This window comes from Flavobacterium sp. KMS (assembly GCF_000813005.1).
Lineage (GTDB): Bacteria > Bacteroidota > Bacteroidia > Flavobacteriales > Flavobacteriaceae > Flavobacterium.
In genome coordinates, this window is record NZ_JSYP01000024.1 from 149,362 (window position 1) to 169,808 (window position 20,447).

Consider the following 20,447-nt stretch of genomic DNA (forward strand, 5'->3'; position numbering starts at 1 on the left):
TTTCCTCAAAACAAAACCTCAATTAAAAATTCCTTATCAAGCAATAAGAAAAAACTATGAAAGATTTATTTTGTAATCCCGAAAATTGCCATACATTTGCCTAACGGTGTTAAACAATTTAATACTCTATAAAAATGGCAAGCAAAGATCGAATTTTAAGACAAAAAGAAGAAACCAGAAAGAACATTCTGGATGCTGCCTGTACTATTGTAAAAGATGAGGGATGGCAAGGTCTTAGTATGCGAAAAATCGCTGATAAGATTGAATATACTGCTCCAATCATTTATGAATACTTTTCTAATAAAGAAGCAATATTACAAGAACTAACAGGTAGAGGTTTTGTAAAATTAACTATTGAACTAGAAAAAGCCAAAAACAAATACGATAATCCTGAAGAACAGCTTGAAGCAATGTGGATGGCATATTGGGATTTTGCATTTACCGATACCGAAATGTATCAGTTAATGTTTGGTGTACAAATGACTTGCTGTAATGAGCGATGTTCGGCTTCTGAAGCACCTTATAAACTATTTGTTGCTGTTATTGCCGAAGTAATGAAAGATAGCAAACCAACTGAAGAAGTAATAAAACAAAAGTATTTTACTTTCTTTTCTGTTATTCACGGTTTAATTTCAATCAATATCATTAACAAAAGTGAAGTTTTAGAAACAATCAATACACAAATTTTAAAAGATGCCATAGGCGGTATCATAAAATCAATACGTTAAAAAAAATTTAATGCTCACTTAACGCTGATAAATAATTTAATGTAGTAATTTTGAACCAAACTTAATTACTCCATTGTCATCCAAAGTTGAATCAAAGAAAAATCAAAAGTTTTTTTTACAATTCCACTTAACAACGTTAGAAAATTTAATACAGTAATTTAATTCCACAATTTCAATCTATTATCGATCTGAACGGAATCGAAGGAGAAATTGAAGTTTTTTGCCACTTCACTTAACAGTGATAAATAATTTAATACCAATTATAGCATATTATAACTGGAAGGAATACTTATATGGATTTTTACACCATTTTACTTAACAACGTTAGAAAATTTAATACAATTAAATGTGAATCAAAATAATACAAAACCCAATCAGAATTCAAATTACCAAAATGTCCAACAAATTAAAATTAAAACTAAAATGAAAAAAGTAATCTTAACCAGTATCCTAATTGCCTTAGTTGTAATAGGATGTGCAGATAAGGCTCAAGCACCAGCTCCTGCAGCCCCATTATTACCAGTGCTTGCAATTAAAAATACCGAAGCAACCACAGATTCTGAATATCCTGCTTCGATACAAGGAACAATTGATGTAGAAATCCGCCCACAAGTAAGTGGTAATCTAGACCGAGTTTTTGTAGATGAAGGTGCTTATGTTTCTAAAGGACAATCTTTATTTAAAATAAACGAACGTCCTTTCCGTGAGCAACTTAACAATGCACTGGCAAACCTTCACGGAGCCGAAGCGGCATTAATCAATTCACAATTAGAAATTGATAAACTAACACCACTTGTACAAAACAAAGTAGTATCTGATTATCAATTAAAAACTGCAAAAGCATCACACAGAATTGCAGCTTCTAATATTGAACAAGCAAAAGCAATGGTAGAATCGGCAAGAATTAATTTAAGCTATACCACAATCACTGCGCCTGTAAGTGGTTACATAGGTAGATTGCCTAAAAAACAAGGAAGTTTAGTTTCTGCTACAGATGTAGAACCATTAACCAAACTTTCAGATGTACATCAAGTATATGCTTATTTCTCATTAGGAGAAACAGATTTCATCAACTTTAAATCTCAATATTCTGGAAATACAATTGGTGATAAGATTAAAAACTTACCTCCTGTTTCTTTAATATTAGCTGATGGAAATGCTTACACCCAATTAGGAAAAATCGATATGGTCGATGGACAATTCGATAAAAACACAGGTGCAATTACACTTAGAGCAACTTTCCCTAATGCAAACGGAACATTACGTTCAGGAAACACAGGAAAAATACGTTTAGGGATTCAGCATGACGATGCCATCTTAGTTCCGCAATCTGCTACTATAGAAATGCAGGATAAAGTTTTTGTTTATACGCTAAACAAAGGAAACAAGGTTAACAAAATGCCTATCACGATTATTGGTAAAACAGGAACTGATTATCTTATTAAAGATGGTGTAAAATCTGGTGACCAAATCGTATTAAGTGGTATCGACAAACTACAGGAAGGACAAGTAATCCAGCCTGAGAAATCAACACCAACTAAAGTTGCCCAAATAATTAACAAAAAATAATTAAACGAAAATGTTCAAAATATTCATACAAAGACCTGTACTGGCAACTGTTATCTCCATTTTATTGGTGATATTGGGTGTACTTGGGCTTACAAAATTACCCCTACAACAGTTTCCCGATATTGCGCCACCATCGGTTTTGGTAACGGCAGTATATCCAGGAGCGAGTGCAGAAACCGTTTTGCGTTCCGTAGCGCCATCACTAGAAGAGTCTATAAATGGTGTTGAGAACATGACTTACATGAGCTCAACAGCCAGTAATGACGGTACGCTAGCCATTACAGTTTTCTTTAAGTTGGGTACAGATGCAGATCAGGCAGCCGTAAACGTACAAAACAGAGTTGCACAAGCAACAAGCCAGTTACCTACAGAGGTGGTACAGCAAGGTGTAACAACCGCCAAGCAACAAAATAGTTTCATTATGGGTATCGGTTTATATACTGAAGACGAAGCTAAATATGACCAAACATTTGTTGCCAATTATGCCCAAATCAATATTATCCCAGAAATCAAACGTATTCCAGGAGTAGGTTCAGCAAGTATTTTTGGTGGTGTAAGAGATTATTCTATGCGTGTATGGTTAAACCCAACACAAATGGCAACTTATCAGGTTACCCCAAATGAGGTAATGAAAGCTATTCAAGACAAAAGTTTAGAGGCAGCGCCAGGAAAATTTGGAGAACGAAGTAAAGAAGTTTTCGAATACGTAATTAAATACAAAGGAAAACTTACCAAACCCGAAGAATATGAAAACATTGCAGTACGTGCTAATGCCGATGGATCTATACTTCGCTTAAAAGATGTAGCAAGAATAGAACTTGGAGCATACTCATACAACAGTTTAACTCGTTTAAATGGTAAAAAGGGAGTTGTAATTGGTATTATACAATTAGCAGGTTCAAACTCTAATGAAATTCAGGTAGCTATTAACAAGCTAATGGAAAAATCAGCTAAAAACTTTCCTGCAGGAATAAAACAAAATGTTTTTTATAGCACAAAAGTTTCATTAGATCAATCTATAGATCAGGTAAAACATACTTTGGTAGAAGCATTTATACTAGTATTTATTGTGGTATTTATCTTCTTGCAAGATTTTAGATCAACATTAATTCCAGCAATTGCAGTTCCAGTAGCTATTTTGGGTACGTTCTTTTTCATGCAGCTATTCGGCTTTTCGATAAACCTGTTAACACTGTTTGCATTAATCCTTGCGATTGGTATTGTCGTCGATGATGCGATTGTCGTCGTCGAGGCGGTGCATGCCAAAATGGAACACAAACATTTATCGCCAAAAGTGGCTACAAACGAAGCGATGCACGAAATAACTGGAGCAATTATCTCTATTACTTTAGTGATGGCAGCCGTATTCTTACCAGTAGGATTCATGGAAGGTTCAACAGGAGTTTTCTATCGTCAGTTTGCCTTTACAATGGCAATTGCAATTGTAATCTCGGCAGTAAACGCATTAACTTTAAGCCCTGCCCTGGCAGCCTTATTCTTAAAAGACAATCATGCTGCAAACGGAAATAATCCAGAAACCAAAAAAAGTTTTAAAGAAAAATTCTTTACAGGATTCAACAAGAGTTTCAATTCCTTAACCAACCGTTATGTAGGTAGCTTAAGATTCTTAATCCGTAACAAATGGGTTAGTTTAGGAGGTTTAGCAGTAATAACAGCAGCGACTATCTTAATGGTAAAAACTACTCCTGCAGGATTTATCCCTACAGAAGATCAAGGATTTATTGCCATTGCGGTAAACACACCATCTGGAACATCATTAGACGGAACTCAGAAAGTAATGACCGATGCAGAGAATACTTTAAGAGGATTAGACGCATCTCGATTTGTAACAGCAATTTCAGGTTTTAACCTGTTAACGAACTCAACAAGTCCATCATCGGCAGTTATTTTCGTATTGCTTAAACCAAATGAAGAACGTGGAGCAATCAAGAATATTGACCAAATCATGGCAGATGTACAAGGAAAATTAGGTGCTATTTCAGCAGGTAGTTTCTTCGTATTCAGCTTCCCTACTGTTCCTGGTTTCAGTAACGTAGAAGCGTTAGATATGGTGTTGCAAGATAAAACAGGTGGTAAACTAGATAAATTTAGCGGAATCTCACAAACCTTTATTGGCGAGTTGATGAAACGTCCGGAAATTGCAGTAGCATTTACAACCTTTAAAGCCGATTATCCGCAATTACAATTGGATATTAATGATGAAAAAGCAGACCAATTGGGAGTAAATGTAAAAGACATTCTACAAACCATGCAAGCTTATTTTGGTAGCGCACAAGCCTCAGATTTTAACCGATTTGGAAAATATTACAGAGTCGTTGTACAAGCAGATATTGCCGACAGAGCCGAGCCATCATCAATTAATAATGTATTTGTAAAAAACAAAAATGGCGGAATGGTTCCTATAAATACCTTAGTAAAACTAACCCGTATTTATGGTTCCGAAACGGCTTCGAGATACAATTTATTTAACTCGATTTCGATTAATGCAATCCCAAAACCAGGATTTAGTTCTGGAGATGCGATTAAAGCAATCGAAGAAGTTGCAGCCCAACAATTGCCAGCAGGATATAGTTATGAATTCTCAGGACAAACCCGCGAAGAAATTTCTTCAGGAGGACAATCAACAACGATTTTCCTATTATGTCTTGTGTTCATTTACTTCCTACTTGCAGCACAATATGAAAGTTACATTTTGCCATTGGCAGTAATATTATCAATCCCAGTTGGAATATTTGGAGTATTTGTAGCAATCGGATTAACAGGAATCGAAAATAACATTTATGTACAAGTTGCCCTGGTCATGCTTATAGGACTACTAGCCAAAAATGCAATTCTTATTGTCGAGTTTGCCTCACAGCGACGAAAATCAGGGAAATCATTAGTAGCAGCATCTATAGAAGCTGCCAAACTAAGATTACGTCCAATTATCATGACATCACTAGCATTTGTTGTAGGGTTAATCCCGATGATGAGCGCCACAGGACCATCTGCCAAGGGTAATCACTCTATTAGTATTGGTGCAGCCGGCGGAATGATTTCAGGAGTAATTCTTGGGGTATTAATCATCCCGGTTTTATTTATCGTATTCCAACATTTACAAGAAAAGGTTTCTGGAAAATCATTAGCCGTAATTCATAACGAAGAAAAATAAAAAATGGAAAATTATATAACATCAGTTCTGATAACAGTATTTGTTGTCTTCGCATTAATATCCTGGAAAGTTTCTAAAGTACTTGAAGCGCCAGAAGATAAATGTCAAAAAAATTAATGATACCATATAAAATGAAAAATTATATAACCAAAACTGTTGTGGCGGTCCTTTTAATCACAACATTCATATCCTGTAAAGTCTCGAAGGATATCGAAGTTCCAAAAGATGCATTTCCTGATAATTTCAGGAATGCATCCGCTTCAAGCGATACCACTAGTATTGCCAATTTGGAATGGAAAAATTTCTTTACAGAGAAAGACATCGTAAAACTGATAGACAGTGCTATTACAAAAAATAACGATTTGCAAATTGCAACCAAGAACATTGAAATTGCACAATATCAATTAACGCAGGCAAAATGGGGAAATATTCCGGAGCTAAATCTACTTGTAAATGCAAGTACCAATCGTCCATCCGAAAATAGTTTTACAGGTCATAACTTAAGTCAGGCCTTGCAAACAAACCATATCGAAGATTATTCGGCAGGGATCGGACTATCTTGGGAAGCAGATATCTGGGGAAAAATCCGCAATCAGAAAAAAAGTGCTTATGCAGGATATCTTCAATCCGAAGAAGTGAAGAAAGCATTACAAACGACAATAGTTTCTAATGTTTCCAAAGGATATTACAACCTTTTAATGCTAGATTCACAGTTAGAAATTGCTAGAAAAAACCTGAAATTAAATGACAGTACAACCTTCATCATCAAGTTAAAATACGATGCTGGGCAAGTAACATCATTAGCCATTCAGCAATCAGAAGCACAAAAACTAATTGCGGCACAATTGATTCCTTTATTGGAACAAAATATAGCAATTCAGGAAAATGCATTAAGTGTATTAACAGGTTCATTCCCTAGTTCTAAAGAGCGAACAATCACGCTAAATTCAATTGCGATAAAAGAGAATTTAACAGCAGGAATTCCGTCATCATTAGTAAGACAAAGACCCGATGTAAAAAGTGCCGAATTGGCCTTAGTAAAAGCAAATGCAAGCGTAGGAATTACAAAAGCTAACCTATATCCATCGCTTAAAATCACAGCAAACGGAGGTTTAAATTCGTTCGAAACAAGCAATTGGTTTAATATTCCAGCTTCCTTATTTGGAACAGCAATTGGTGGATTAACACAACCATTGTTAAACAATAAAAAGATTAGAACACAATACAATATTGCCAAAGTCGAAAGAGAAAAAGCAGTATTAAATTTCAGACAATCAGTATTGGTTGCCGTTAGCGAAGTATCAGACGCATTAGTAAAAATAGAAAAACTAGAAAGACAACAATTCTTTCTTAAAGAACGCGTAAAAACGTTGCAACAAGCGATAACTAACTCGAATATGTTGTTTAAAAACGGAATGGCAGACTACCTCGAAGTAATTACAGCACAAGCTAATATATTACAAAGCGAGTTGGAACTAGCCAATATTAAACGCGAACAATTAACTGCCAATACCGAATTATATCGCGCACTTGGCGGAGGATGGAAATAATAAGGTTTTATTATTAATTTGAGGCAGGAACGCTGCAAGACTTAGGTTTTGCAGCGTTTTTTTATTACTTAAAATGTCATCCTGAGCGGAGTAGAAGGAGGAGCAATTTCCTGCTGTACACTATATCTTTTATGGCGAACACCGCCACAAAAGGATGTCGTTACCATCAGGGCTAAAAATAAAATTTCATAGAAAGACAATTACATTTATTACGAAAACAATTACATTTACCAGACTTATTAACCCACATTTAAGTCAATTTAAAAAACTAATTACCCTAACTAAAACAAAATGAAACATTTATTAAGTATTGTACTTATTCTTACATTATCATTCCAGGGAATTTCCCAGAAGAAAAAAACTAAAAAGAAATCTAAACCCAAAACAGCAGTAGTAACATCAGACATAGCAGTCGAAGATATGTATGTTACAGAAGAAATAGTAATTGATACATTACGTATATCACAAGGAAAACGATATGTATTATTAGTTGATGTAGATAAATACTCAGGTCAAAGTGAAGTTACTTATACTTTCGCGGAAAGAACTGAAAAAACAGAATTGATAGAAAATTTTGGAAAAGAAAATCTGGAAGTAATAACTATTAATAAATATACTTATGTAGTTTTCGAAAACAAGCAAACACTGGATATTAGCGGTGAAGGTCAATCCTATCAAGCATTTGCCTATTGGAGCGGAAAGATAAAAGACGATGTACAGGTAAAAGAAGGTACAAAAATGGCTACCGAATTTGTCGCAGAGCAAATGGGGGTAAAAAAAGAATCTTCCTATGTCATTAATACTAAAAATTATAAAAAAGAAGTCGCTACATTACAGAAAAAAAATAAAATTACATCAAAATCCAGAGAAGTAATGAATGCTTTATTAAGTAGTTATGCTTTACCAATAACTGAAGTTCAATTAGAAGATATTCCGGTATATCAACAATCAAACGCAAAAATAAAAACTATAGAATCTTATTTGTTTAAAAAAGGCGGAACCAAAACACTCTTAAAAAGCATTTATTTAGATGAAAAAGGACTCCCTACAGCAATATCATATTATGACAGAGATGGAGGTGCTAAAAGCAAAAAAGACTATGTTTATAAAGACGGAATGCTTGTACAAATAAAAAAAGGGGATGAAGTAACATTATCTATCAATTACGATGATAATAAAATGATTTTTACTGGAAATGTTGGGGATGCAAATGAAACAAGAATCGTTTGGCTTGAAAATGGAAAGCTATTGGTAAAATCATATACCTTAATGATAGATGACAAATACTCATACATGAACACTCTTGTAGAAGAAAAAATTGAAGACAATTGTGTTTCGTATTCTATCAACAACGTTCGCTGGTCAATAAATTGCAGTAGTCAAGCTAATGTTTTTCCATTTATTCATAAATATACTTCATTTCAAAATGGTGATGTACTTCAATTCACAAAATCTAAGATAGAGAAAAAAGGAGAAAAAACATTCGAAAAATATTACTCTAGTGCAGAACGAGAAGAACAAAATGATATTTTTAAATTATGGGGAACTTTTCAGTTAAATGACCAAAATTTGGTAAGTACTTACAGTTTTTCAAAAGACAATAAAAAGGAAGTTATCAAAATAGACTATACATACTACGAATAAGTTGGTATACTATTTTCAGAAAACACTTTTAAAACGCTGCAAGACTTAGGTTTTACAGCGTTTTTTTATGAAGCCAATCCTGTTGCGCATTGTAAGTATCGGAATTCCCATAAAAAATGTCGTTCCCATCCTACGATGTATAAGAACAAAAAGTGAACACGAATTTCACGAATTGACACAAATTTTAATGGTTAACTTAGTTTGTGAAATTAATTCCACAAACTAATTCGTGTCAATTCGTGAAATTCGTGTTTAAAATTCATTTGTAATATTTGTGCCCATACGGTAGGTTCTCATCAGGGCTAAAAAGCAAAATATATAGAAAACAAAAACATATTAAATCACATATAAAATATACTTTTGTAGTTATCAATACGATCAGTTTTAATAAACCATAACCAATATGAAACTCATTTACAACTTGCTTTTTTGCTTAATTTTTATAAACTGTATTTCCCAAAATAAAAAGATTTCTAATTGCGGAACCGAAGATTTAGCAATACAAACAATTTCGAAATTAAAAGAAGTTCAATTACAACAAAAATATATAGACTCCATTTCAAACCATACAAAAGGAGTCTCCTACATGACTGATGAAAAGATCATTAAAAACAAAGCTTATTTTGAAGTCGCTACTGGTTATAATGGTGAATTGCGTTGGGAAACCTATTATCTTTTTTATGTAAATAAGAAAAACTGCGATGATATCTATTTAAATGAAGTCGTTTCTGGTGATATTATTTCAATCGCACAATGGAGAAAACTGAAAGCAAAAAAAGCGAAATACTAATTGACTGTTCAAAGTCTCCTTACTTCTCACAGCATGAAACCTTTGTCAAAGTTTTTTTAACTTTGACAAAGGTCACGCAAGATTGAGATAACCAAAATATTCATAACACTTTCCCCGTAATTAAATACTTTTGATAGGATAATAGAAACTCATGACATTCAATAAAGATAAATACAGCAACGATTTAAAATTGAAATTCCTAAGCTATGCTCCTATTACAGATGCTTCTTGGAAATTAGTTGAAGATATTATTGAATTCCAACTCCTAAAAAAAGGAGAAATCCTTTTGAGAAATGGACAGATTGCCCGAGAAATCCATTTTATATGCAAAGGAGCATTAAGAGCCTATATCACCGATAAAGAAGGAAATATCTATAACAAAAACATCTTTCTTGAAGGCTATTTTGCAGGTTCAAAAGTTTCATTATTGCAACAAACACCATCGAATTTTACAATCGAAGCATTAGAAGATTGTATTCTTATCGCCATAAACTATAAGAAGTACAGAGAGCTAATTAATCAAAATGATGATTTAAAAAACTATTATATTGCTTATCTCGAAAAAAATTGGGTAATCGAAAAAGAACAAAGAGAGATCGCATTGGTTATGGAAAATGCAACCGAAAGATACCTTGACCTTCTTGCCAAACATCCTGATATTTCGCATCGAATTCCCCTACTCCATATCGCATCACATTTAGGAATCACGCCAACACAGTTAAGCCGAATAAGAAAAAGTTTAGACAAAAATAGCTAAATCAACATATGTAAAGGTTCAAGTAAAATCCTAAACATATCTTTGTTCTATATTCCGCTATAAATAGTATCGAAATGAAAAAAAACGCAGACTTAATCGCAGACAATATTAGTAATCTTACTCGTTTATGGAAAACAGTAGGAACACCTTTTCAATCGAACCATAAAAAAGATACTTACGAATATTGCAAAATAGAAAACTCAGGTTGGCCAAACAAATTGTGGTTTAATCAAGACCTTACATCAGATAGTGCCGAAAAAGCAATTGAAACATTACAATCCAATCCTAATTTGGTTATTCCGTATTGGGATATTTACGGAACAAATTCTAATGAAATCTTGGAAGCTAAAGGTTTGATAAAGAAAACCGAACAAGTAGCAATGGCATTAAAACTAGACAAACCATTTGAACTACAAAACATACTAGAATTTAAACGTATTTGGAATAGCGAAGATGCTAAAATCTGGTCTGATTTATATCCAAATGCATTTGGTTATGTGATTAGCAAAGAGATACTAATTCATAATTACAACGAAGTACAATTTCATTTAGTTACTTACCAAAACCAGCCAATAGGCACTTTTATGTTATTCCAAACCGAAAATAACGTCGGAATCCATGGCGTGGGCGTAATTCCAGAAATGAGAAGAAAAGGCTTCGCCGAAGAAATCATGAAATATGCTCTTAATCTTTCGATAGATTTAAAAGCCGAATATGCATTACTACAAGCATCCGTAATGAGAAAAGGCATCTACACTAAACTTGGCTTTGAAGACTTGTTTATTATAAAAAATTACATTTTAAAAAGTGAATAAAAATTTTAAACCATTAAGTGATTAAGAAAATTAACCGCAAAAAACACAATCCCGACGCTTCGGGATACGCAAAGACTGCTAAGTTTTTGACAATCTAATTCTCATAATATTGTCTTTCTGAGGAACAGCAGCATCTCCACCAGAAACTCCATAATCTATGTCGAGCTACTAGCGGAGACCCTTCCTACGTCAGGGTGACAAAAATGAGAGTAAATGTCTGTGAAAAGATAAAAAAATCCTTCTAATCCTTTTAATCTGTGGCATTAAACTTAACTTTCCTTAATCTCTTAATGGTAAAAAAAATCCGTTTAATCCGCGTTCCATTCATCGTAATCCTCCTAATCAGTAACACAAAAAACTTAACTTTCCTTAATATCTTAATGGTTAAATAACCTTAATAGTATAAAAAAGCGATTGTCGCATACGCCCCTAAATTAGTCGTAAATGCGTATTTAATCAAAAAAAGAACAACTGTAAGTTTGTATAAGTAATTAATAACCACTTAAAAAACTAACAAAATGAAATCAACAAAAATTATTTTCTGGATAACAACCATTATCATTTTCCTATTCGAAGGAGTTATGCCAGCCTTTACTTCTCAAACTGAAGTAGCAAAAGAAGGAATCAGACATTTAGGTTATCCCGAATACTTCGGAAACGCATTGGTAGTATTTAAAATCGTTGGCGTATTATTATTAGTAATCCCTACAATTCCTAATCGTGTTAAAGAATGGGCTTATGCAGGTTTTGCATTCGACTTCATATTTGCTTCAATTAGTCATTGTGCTGTCGATGGAATTGGCTTTCTAACATTCTTCCCATTAATTTTTCTAGCGATATTAGTAATCTCATACATCAGCTATCATAAATTATTGAATTACAAAGCGTCAATTTAAATCCATAAATCTATACTAACTTAAATTGTCTATAAAGGAATACGGATGATACGGATTTACAAAAGTAAAAACGCAGATTAAAAACGGATTTTTAAAAATAATAAATGGAAAATCCGTTTAATCTGTGTTTTCGCGATAGCGAATCTGTTTAATCCGCGTTCCTTTCGCAAAGAATTAGATAGAATTAAAACCAGACTAATATTTTAATATATACATCAAAAATAAACTAACAATCAATACGTTATAGTTTAAAATCAGAAAACCCATGATAGAAGTTTTCAAAACAAATGTTCAAGAAGTAGAGCAATCCCAAATGATTGTTGCAAAACTTCTTGAGCATTTCCCTAATGGCAATATAAACTTTGACTTAGAAGATTGTGATAAAATTTTGCGTATTCATGATCTGAAGATTTCAAATAAAAAAATAATCGAACTACTTAATTCGTATGGGTATCATTGCGAGGTACTTCCGTGATAAAACAAACTCACAAATAACTGATTTTTAATACCTTAAAAACATTAAAAAGTGTAATTTTATTCTATTATTAAACTTAAAATTATAGAAAGATGGAAATCCCAACAACACATCAAGCTGTAATGCCTTATTTAATGCTAAAGGGAGCTTTAAAATTTATAGACTTTACAAAAAATGTTTTTGATGCACAACTAATAACAAGTATGCATAAACTACATGAAGATGGAGAAACAATAAGACACTCAGAAATAACAATTGACGGAAGCACAATAATGTTTACCGATGCAACAGAGCAATGGAAACCTCAACCAGCGAACTTATTTGTTTATGTAGACAATGCCGATGAAACCTATAAAAAAGCTCTAGCTAATGGCGCCACAACACTTATGGAATTAAGTAATCAGGATTATGGCAGAACCTGTGGTGTAACCGACCCTTTTGGTAATGTATGGTGGATAACATCATCTGTAAATAGATAATAAACACAACCTTTAATTAATCAATAAAATGAAAACATTACTCCAAAAAAAAATCACTGAAACATTTGAGCAGCTCTACAAAATACTTTCTTCACTTTCAGAAACGGAGCTAAACACCGTTCCTTATGAAGGAAGCTGGACAGCAGGGCAAGTACTACAACACCTCATCCTGGCGAGTTCTGGTTATCCTGAAATGTGCAGTGGTCCAACAGAAAAAACAACTCGTGAACCCGACGAAAAAGTAAAAGATATAGCAGCTCTTTTTCTAAACTTCACCATAAAAATGCAAGCTCCAGAATTCATAATACCATTGGATAAAAAATACAATAAAAATTCGCTAACTTTATCTCTGCAAAAAATAGAAGAAGAATTATTGCATGTATCCGACACTTATGATTTAACTTTAACATGTCTCAATTCTGAAATTCCAACATTTGGGAAATTCACAATTTATGAATGGATTAATTTTTCTCTTATTCATATACAAAGACATATAAAACAATTAAATACTATTTGTCAGGAAGTAACAAGACAGTAAGTTTACCAATTAATTTTAAGCACTAAACATAAACAATCATCTACATGAAATCAAAAGTTGGAACAATTTTATTATCAGGTTTAGTTGCTGGCACATTGGATATTATAACCCCTATTCTTATTTATGCCGTTATTTTACAAAAAACTACTGCTCTTAAAATTTTACAATCTATTGCTAGTGGTGTTTTTAAACAAGATGCCTACTCGGGCGACACAAAAATGGCATTTTACGGACTCGCATTTCATTTTATAATTGCGACCATATTTGCTTTATTCTATTTTAAAATTTATCCACACGTTTCGTTTTTAAAAAACAATACTATAATCTCAGGAGTACTATATGGAATTTTTGTTTGGATTATAATGAACCTAGTTGTTCTGCCAATTGTTTTTCCAATACTACCTGCCAAAAGTTTAGATTTTCCGCTACTATTATCAATCCTAATATTGATTTTTTGCATCGGGATTCCTATTGCATACATTACAAAAAAATACTACACATACACATCAAATAGGTGATTAAAATAAAGTCCCAATGAGATAAAACCTATGCATTAAAAAAATTGATTTAACTAAAAATTATTATCATGGCAACAAAAGATTTAAACATTGTATTGGTTCATGGAGCATGGGGCGATGGCTCACATTGGCAACATATTATTCCTGCTTTGCATAAAGAAGGATACAAAGTGCGAAGCGTACAAAATCCTTTAACATCACTAGATGATGATATCCAAAAAACAAAGGATTTAATAGATGCACAGGATGGCAAAGTATTATTAGTAGGACATTCTTATGGAGGTTCTGTAATAAGCGGCGCAGGACATCATGACAAAGTAGTAGGTTTGGTTTATATTGCGGCATTTGCACCAGATAAAGGCGAAAGTTTGGGTGGTATATTCGGACGCAGAGAACAACCAGCGGGCGGAGCAAGTATATATCCTGATAGCAAAGGTTTTTTATGGATTAAATATGATGAATACCATAAAAGTTTCTGTCAGGATTTAAATGAAAAAGATACCCTGACTATGGCTTTGGCACAAAAACCTATTCATGGTAGTTGTTTTGGAGCAGAATCTGGAGAACCAGCCTGGAAAACTAAACCAAGTTGGTATCAGGTATCCAATAACGATCATATGATTCCTCCTGCAACTCAAATAGAAATGGCAAACAGAATGAATCCTAAAAAAATAATTCATTTAGACGCAAGTCATGCTTCATTGGCTTCACATCCAAAAGGAGTATTAGAACTAATTCTGGAAGCTGCAAAAGCTGTTGAATAAATAACAGTTCTTTATTTTACTTAAGTAAATAATTAACCTGTTAGAATAGAGTTTCTGTTAACACATAGTAACATAGCTTAAATAACATGACAAAGATGTCTTCTAGGATTCATCTTAAGTTATAAATTTATGTCACTATGTGTTGATTTTTTTATACACCCAACAAGTTAAAATAAAATAATCATGGCAAATCAATTAACAGTTAACAATAGTATCGAGATAAATGCTCCTGCTCATAAAGTATGGGATGCATTGACAAATCCTGAGAAAACAAAAGTTTATATGTTTGGTTGCGAAGCTTTGTCTGATTGGGAAATAGGAAGCGAACTTCTTTGGCAAGCCAATTACGAAGGTCAGGACTTAGTTTTTGTAAAAGGGCATATTGTAAGCATCGAGCCTAATAAAAAACTTATTTATTCTACATTTGACCCAAATTCTACTATTCCCGATATTCCAGAAAATTATCTAAATGTAACCTATGAATTGGCGGATAATAACGGAAAAACAATTTTGAATGTTTCTCAAGGCGATTACTCAACTGTGGCAGATGGACAAAGAAGATATTGCGAGGCTTTAAATAATGGAGAAGGTTGGAATCCGATTTTGGTAGAAATAAAAAAACTAATAGAAGAAAATTAAATGAATCCAATGTTTTTCGAAGATCAATCTGAGTTTAGAAAATGGTTAACTCAAAATCACCTACTCGAAACTGAATTATTGGTTGGTTTTTATAAAGTAAACAGCAATAAACCTAGCATGACATGGTCACAATCTGTAGATGAAGCACTTTGCTTTGGCTGGATTGATGGCGTTCGCAGATCTGTTGATGCCGATAGTTATTCCATACGTTTTACACCCAGAAAAGCTACAAGTATTTGGAGTGCTATAAATATTAAAAAGGTCGAAGATTTAACCGAGCAAGGATTAATGCAACCCGCAGGAATTGCTAGTTTTAAATTACGAAAAGAAGATAAATCCAGAATTTATACGCACGAAATCGAAGAAGTTCACTTTTCTGATGAATTTGAGGAAATTTTTAAAACCAATGAAAAAGCTTGGAATTTCTTTCAGGCACTTGCACCTTCTTATAAAAAAGTTTCAAAAAACTGGGTTATGAGTGCAAAACAAGAAACTACAAGAATAAAGCGCCTAAACGAACTTATTGCCGATAGCGCACAATCTAAAAATAAATGGAAATATTAATCGCCAAAGCAAAACCACTTATTAAATTGTATAACTCAAAACCATTTAAGTCATTTAAGAAAATATAAGCTTTAAATACTTCTCTTAAATGAACTTACATAACTTACATGGTTTCTTTTATTAAAAGTTCATGGTTTTAATAAATTACTATTTAGCCATATAACACAAACCATTTATTCTTACTTTTGGTTAGAATGAAAATTATAAGAAGCTAAATGATTGATATAAAAAAATTTGACAATACTATTGGTTTAGAGAAACCGAGACGAGTTTTAAAATATGTTTTAATCTTTTGTATTTCGGGTTCGGTGACTATTTCTGTAGATGAAAATGAATTTGAGTTAACAGAAAATACCGTTCTTACCATTACCTCAGGACAAATTCATTATTTTAAAAACATTCATAATGCCAAAGGAATTGTTCTTGAATTTACTTATGATTACTTCTGTAAAAATGATAATGACATCGAATTAATTTTTCATAATGGTTTGTTTTGCCACTTTGCAATGAACGAAGTTATTCCTGTAGATAATAGTGAAACCATATTACAAGAATTGCAATTAATAGAAAACGAATTAGCCGAAACTCCCTATCAATATCTAATTTCTACACACAGCCGAATTGAGTTGATTTTGATAGAAATAAATCGTTCTAAAATAAATCGTGGTGACGAAATTTATAAACCCGATGCTTTATTTCTTACCTTTCTGGAAACAATACTTAAAAACTTCGAGAAAAACTTATCAGTAAACGAAATTGCCACTTTACTTGGTACTACAGAATCTAAGCTAAATGAACTCTCGAAACTTCATACTAACAAAACAGCACAGAATGTAATTTTTGGGCTAATCATATCCGAAGCAAAACGACTTTTTACCTACGAGAAATTATCGGTAAAAGAAGTTGCCTATATGTTAGGCTTCAACGATCCTTTTTACTTCTCTAATTTTTTCAAAAAACACACCAAAATTGCTCCTAAATCATATAAAGAAAAAGTCATGATCTAATAAGTACATGCTTTTTCTAATATTCTCTATTCTTTAGCGAATAACCATATCGCACCTTTGTCCTGATAATAATTACTAATAAAAAAAGTAAATGAAAAAACATCAGGACACAGCAACTTTACTATTACGTATTGCGCTAGCAATTGGCTTTTTATCGGCAGTTTCCAGCCGTTTAGGTTTATGGGGAGAATACTCTTCGGGATGGCAAAACTTTATTGCCTATACTGAGAAAGTAAATTCTTTTGCTCCCAAAAACAGTATTCCACTTATTGCAACACTAAGCACCATCTTAGAAACCCTATTTGCATTACTGCTATTAACAGGCTACAAAACCCGATTAGCAGCAACTGGAGCAGCAATCCTTACATTATTATTTGCTCTCGCAATGGCTTATTCTTTTGGCATTAAAGATCCATTAGATTATTCGGTCTTGGCATTTTCTGCAGCCGCATTTCTTTTGGCTACAATGCCACAATACCGTTGGAGTATTGACGAAATACTTCTTAAAAACAAAAACTAGCACTAATTTAAACTATACACAAAATGAAAAAGCAAATCACAAAAAGCAACGAAACCAATTGGAAACCATTAGTAGAAGAAGGTATAAATACAGATGGTGTTTATGTAAAAATCCTTCGCTTTGATGACGCTACACAAATACCTCCGACTTTTTTATTAAAATTTGATGCAGGTGCCTCCTACCCTAATCATAGTCATCCTGCTGGCGAAGAAATATATGTCTTAGAAGGCGAAATACGCTTTGGCGCAGACCAATTAAATAGTGGCGATTATTTGTATATGCCACCAGGAAGTACACATTCGGCATTTTCTAAAAACGGATGCACCATGTTATTTGTCGTACCAGAAGAAGTTGTAATCTTAAAATAAACAGTATACATTTTTTAAAACTAACCTTCAATATACATATTTTGAAGGTTTTCTTTTTTATTTAAACTCTTAACGTATTGATAAATTACATTTGATAAATTACAGTTTTGATTACCTTTAAAAAAACTAACTCAAATGGAAACACAATCCTACAACAATCACATTCGTTATTATAAACCTCATCATTTTGTTTATTATCCCGTATTATTAATATTACTTGTTTTTAGCATCTATTTTTCCTTCACAACCGATGACACAATTATCTGGATTTTTATAAGTCTGATATTTGTTATTTTATTAGGATTAGGATTTATGCTACGTCAGCATTATGCATTAACGTTACAAAACCGAATCGTAAAACTAGAACTTCGATATCGGTATTTGTCAATAACTGGAAAAAGATTGGAACTTATCGAAGACCAATTAACCGATGAACAAATATTTGCATTACGATTTAGTCCAGATAATGAACTTAATTTGTTAATCGAAAAAGCGTTGGATGAAAATCTTTCGGGAAATTCTATCAAAAAATCTATTACCAATTGGAAAGGTGATTACGAAAGAGTATAGTTTTTCTCGCAAAAACACCAAGTCGCCAACTTAAAACTATTTAAACCATGTAAGTGATGAAAGTAAATATAAGTGTGATTAGTCAACTTAAAACTTAACTGAACTTACATCACTTACATGGTTAACTTTTTGTAACAATTTTAAATTTGTGTAAGCGTCTAATTAAACTTTTATAAGCATTGGTATTTAAAGAATATTTTTATTCTTCAACCTATCTAGTAATTCTCTTTTATAAGTAATTCCTATAGGCAATCGTTCCTTTTTTATTACAACAAAATCTTTATCAGTAGCTTCTATTTTATCCAGAGCAACGATATATGATTTATGAATGCGCATAAAGCCCAATTCAGGAAGGCCCTTTTCGAATTCGCTGGTTGTAATAGATGCCAGATAGGTTCTTTTTGTAGTATGTAATTTTACGTAATTACCAAAACTTTGTGCAAATAATAAACTCTCTAATTCTAGTTCGATAAAATGACCATCTACTTTTACAGAAACTGTATTAGCAATAATTTCAGCAGGTTTATTCTGAACATTTTCGATAGAAAAGAAACGGTCAATTGCTTTTAAAAATCTCGGGAAATATATGGGTTTTAATAAATAATCGATAACTCCATAATCATAACTTTCCAGAGCAAATTCTGAGTAAGCAGTTGTCAGGATAGTTTTAGGCGGCGTTGGAATAATCTTTAATAATTCTATGCCAGTTATTTCAGGCATATTAATGTCAAGAAACATTAAATCGACTTTATTCTCCCTAAGATAATTCATGGCTTCAATGCCATTATAACATTGAAAAACTAAATCTAATTGTGGATTTTGCTTAATATAATTCACCAAAACATAATGTGCTGCAGGCTCATCATCAACAATAATACATTTTTTTGGCTCTTTCATTTTATACAAACTTCTTGAGTTGCAATTTCAAATCTACGATATACGTATTATTATCATCCTGAATATCTAATTTATATTCTTTACCATAAATTAAATTCAAACGTTCGATAGTGTTCTTCAACCCTATTTTGGTCGAAATAACATTTGTTTTTTTAGTTGGAATCGAATTTATCACATGAAGATGCAACAACCCATTTTCGACCGTGATAAAAATACGAACAAAACAGTTCTCTATTGCACAAGCTCCGTGTTTAAAAGCATTTTCTATAAAAGCAATCAATAACATTGGCGAAACTTTATAAGCATTCTCATTATCAATCTTGCAGTCATAAGTAATATCACAACGATACCCCACTCTTTCCTTTTCTAACTGGATGTAACTATTAATAAACGAAAGTTCCTCCTCTAGCGATACACATTGTTTGTTATTACTCTCAAGCTGATAACGCATTAATTGCGACACTTTCATGATTAAATCGGGTGTACGATCTGGGAATTCAAGACTAATTCCGTACAACGTATTAAACGTATTGAATAAAAAATGAGGGTTTAATTGTCCTTTAAGAGCATTTAGCTGCATTTGATTAAACAACAATGTTTCGTCTGTTTGTTTTTTATGGATTCTATAGAATTTAAAAACAATTATCGGACTCAGAATACATACCAATGTTCCTAATACACTTGCCAGCTGATAGGCATAACTTCGTTGATGTGAATTTTGGTACAAACGACATTTATTAAACATATCCAATGTCGTTATTTCATATAAAACTATCGAAAACAGCAATACTCCAAGAAGTGTGAGGAATATGTATGTTAATGGTCTTTGATCTTTAAATAAAATAGGAAGAATAAAAAAACGGTTAAACTGGGCATGCATGTATAAAACCAAGTAAAAAAAAACGCCCATGGATATAGATGCCAAAGAACTAAATAACATCCAATCATTTTTTAACGTGTAGATTGTAAACGAAAAGGCTATAACAGCAATTTCTTGCCACCATTTGTTGTCCAATATCTTGTTAAACTTCTTATTCATTTTTAATACTTAAATAGTTTACAAATTAACCACATTTTTTTAGTTTTTAAGATCAATAAATGACCAATTCAATTCGTCATTTATTATCGCATTACATCATTTAAGAACTGTTATTTCGGCACAAGTAAAATATTTTTGTTTCATAATT

The 20,447-nt window shown here is 32.6% G+C and carries 22 protein-coding genes; 20 read left to right on the forward strand and 2 right to left on the reverse strand.

What is annotated here, in order from left to right; genetic code table 11:
- The first annotated feature begins 134 nt into the window (after positions 1-134).
- From OA93_RS20270 to OA93_RS20365, 20 genes are all read left to right on the forward strand, one after another.
- On the forward strand, positions 135-728 hold the full coding sequence (locus OA93_RS20270; RefSeq protein WP_039115765.1) for a TetR/AcrR family transcriptional regulator: 594 nt from the start codon (positions 135-137) through the stop codon (positions 726-728).
- A 423-nt stretch (positions 729-1,151) separates the two neighbouring features.
- On the forward strand, positions 1,152-2,297 hold the full coding sequence (locus OA93_RS20275) for an efflux RND transporter periplasmic adaptor subunit (RefSeq protein WP_039115857.1): 1,146 nt from the start codon (positions 1,152-1,154) through the stop codon (positions 2,295-2,297).
- Positions 2,298-2,307: 10 nt separating this feature from the next.
- Positions 2,308-5,469 (forward strand): efflux RND transporter permease subunit, encoded by a 3,162-nt coding sequence (locus OA93_RS20280; RefSeq protein ID WP_039115767.1) that lies wholly within the window; start codon positions 2,308-2,310, stop codon positions 5,467-5,469.
- Positions 5,470-5,600: 131 nt separating this feature from the next.
- Complete coding sequence (locus OA93_RS20285; RefSeq protein WP_039115858.1) at positions 5,601-7,019, forward strand: TolC family protein; 1,419 nt, start codon at positions 5,601-5,603, stop codon at positions 7,017-7,019.
- A 291-nt stretch (positions 7,020-7,310) separates the two neighbouring features.
- Entirely contained in the window at positions 7,311-8,663 is a 1,353-nt protein-coding gene (locus OA93_RS20290; protein ID WP_039115769.1) for a hypothetical protein, read from the forward strand.
- Between the two features lie 403 nt (positions 8,664-9,066).
- A complete protein-coding gene (locus OA93_RS24255; protein WP_052259546.1) occupies positions 9,067-9,453 on the forward strand; it encodes a hypothetical protein in 387 nt (128 codons plus the stop codon).
- Positions 9,454-9,604: 151 nt separating this feature from the next.
- Positions 9,605-10,210 (forward strand): Crp/Fnr family transcriptional regulator, encoded by a 606-nt coding sequence (locus OA93_RS20300; protein ID WP_039115772.1) that lies wholly within the window; start codon positions 9,605-9,607, stop codon positions 10,208-10,210.
- Positions 10,211-10,284: 74 nt separating this feature from the next.
- Positions 10,285-11,025, forward strand: coding sequence for a GNAT family N-acetyltransferase (locus OA93_RS20305; protein ID WP_039115774.1), 741 nt, complete (start codon positions 10,285-10,287; stop codon positions 11,023-11,025).
- A gap of 518 nt (positions 11,026-11,543) precedes the next feature.
- Entirely contained in the window at positions 11,544-11,921 is a 378-nt protein-coding gene (locus tag OA93_RS20310; protein WP_039115776.1) for a DoxX family protein, read from the forward strand.
- A gap of 265 nt (positions 11,922-12,186) precedes the next feature.
- Complete coding sequence (locus OA93_RS20315; RefSeq protein WP_039115779.1) at positions 12,187-12,396, forward strand: hypothetical protein; 210 nt, start codon at positions 12,187-12,189, stop codon at positions 12,394-12,396.
- A gap of 92 nt (positions 12,397-12,488) precedes the next feature.
- Positions 12,489-12,875 (forward strand): VOC family protein, encoded by a 387-nt coding sequence (locus tag OA93_RS20320; protein ID WP_039115780.1) that lies wholly within the window; start codon positions 12,489-12,491, stop codon positions 12,873-12,875.
- Positions 12,876-12,903: 28 nt separating this feature from the next.
- Positions 12,904-13,413, forward strand: a complete 510-nt coding sequence (locus OA93_RS20325; RefSeq protein ID WP_039115782.1) for a DinB family protein — start codon at positions 12,904-12,906, stop codon at positions 13,411-13,413.
- Positions 13,414-13,457: 44 nt separating this feature from the next.
- On the forward strand, positions 13,458-13,931 hold the full coding sequence (locus tag OA93_RS20330) for a hypothetical protein (RefSeq protein ID WP_039115783.1): 474 nt from the start codon (positions 13,458-13,460) through the stop codon (positions 13,929-13,931).
- A 68-nt stretch (positions 13,932-13,999) separates the two neighbouring features.
- Complete coding sequence (locus tag OA93_RS20335) at positions 14,000-14,695, forward strand: alpha/beta hydrolase (RefSeq protein WP_039115785.1); 696 nt, start codon at positions 14,000-14,002, stop codon at positions 14,693-14,695.
- Between the two features lie 183 nt (positions 14,696-14,878).
- Positions 14,879-15,334: an SRPBCC domain-containing protein gene (locus OA93_RS20340; RefSeq protein WP_039115787.1), complete on the forward strand. Its 456-nt coding sequence runs from the start codon at positions 14,879-14,881 to the stop codon at positions 15,332-15,334.
- Positions 15,335-15,898, forward strand: coding sequence for a YdeI/OmpD-associated family protein (locus OA93_RS20345; RefSeq protein WP_039115791.1), 564 nt, complete (start codon positions 15,335-15,337; stop codon positions 15,896-15,898).
- A gap of 215 nt (positions 15,899-16,113) precedes the next feature.
- Positions 16,114-16,905, forward strand: coding sequence for an AraC family transcriptional regulator (locus OA93_RS20350; RefSeq protein ID WP_039115793.1), 792 nt, complete (start codon positions 16,114-16,116; stop codon positions 16,903-16,905).
- A gap of 91 nt (positions 16,906-16,996) precedes the next feature.
- The gene (locus OA93_RS20355; protein ID WP_039115794.1) at positions 16,997-17,425 is read left to right on the forward strand and encodes a DoxX family membrane protein; all 429 of its coding nucleotides are present in this window, start codon (positions 16,997-16,999) and stop codon (positions 17,423-17,425) included.
- A gap of 23 nt (positions 17,426-17,448) precedes the next feature.
- A complete protein-coding gene (locus OA93_RS20360) occupies positions 17,449-17,793 on the forward strand; it encodes a cupin domain-containing protein (protein ID WP_039115795.1) in 345 nt (114 codons plus the stop codon).
- A gap of 135 nt (positions 17,794-17,928) precedes the next feature.
- Positions 17,929-18,363, forward strand: a complete 435-nt coding sequence (locus OA93_RS20365) for a DUF6526 family protein (RefSeq protein ID WP_039115797.1) — start codon at positions 17,929-17,931, stop codon at positions 18,361-18,363.
- 186 nt (positions 18,364-18,549) lie between these two features.
- On the opposite strand, the gene OA93_RS20370 is transcribed toward OA93_RS20365, so the two are convergent.
- Positions 18,550-19,260, reverse strand: coding sequence for a response regulator transcription factor (locus tag OA93_RS20370; protein WP_039115798.1), 711 nt, complete (start codon positions 19,258-19,260; stop codon positions 18,550-18,552).
- A gap of 1 nt (position 19,261) precedes the next feature.
- Complete coding sequence (locus tag OA93_RS20375) at positions 19,262-20,299, reverse strand: histidine kinase (protein WP_039115800.1); 1,038 nt, start codon at positions 20,297-20,299, stop codon at positions 19,262-19,264.
- Positions 20,300-20,447 lie beyond the last annotated feature (148 nt).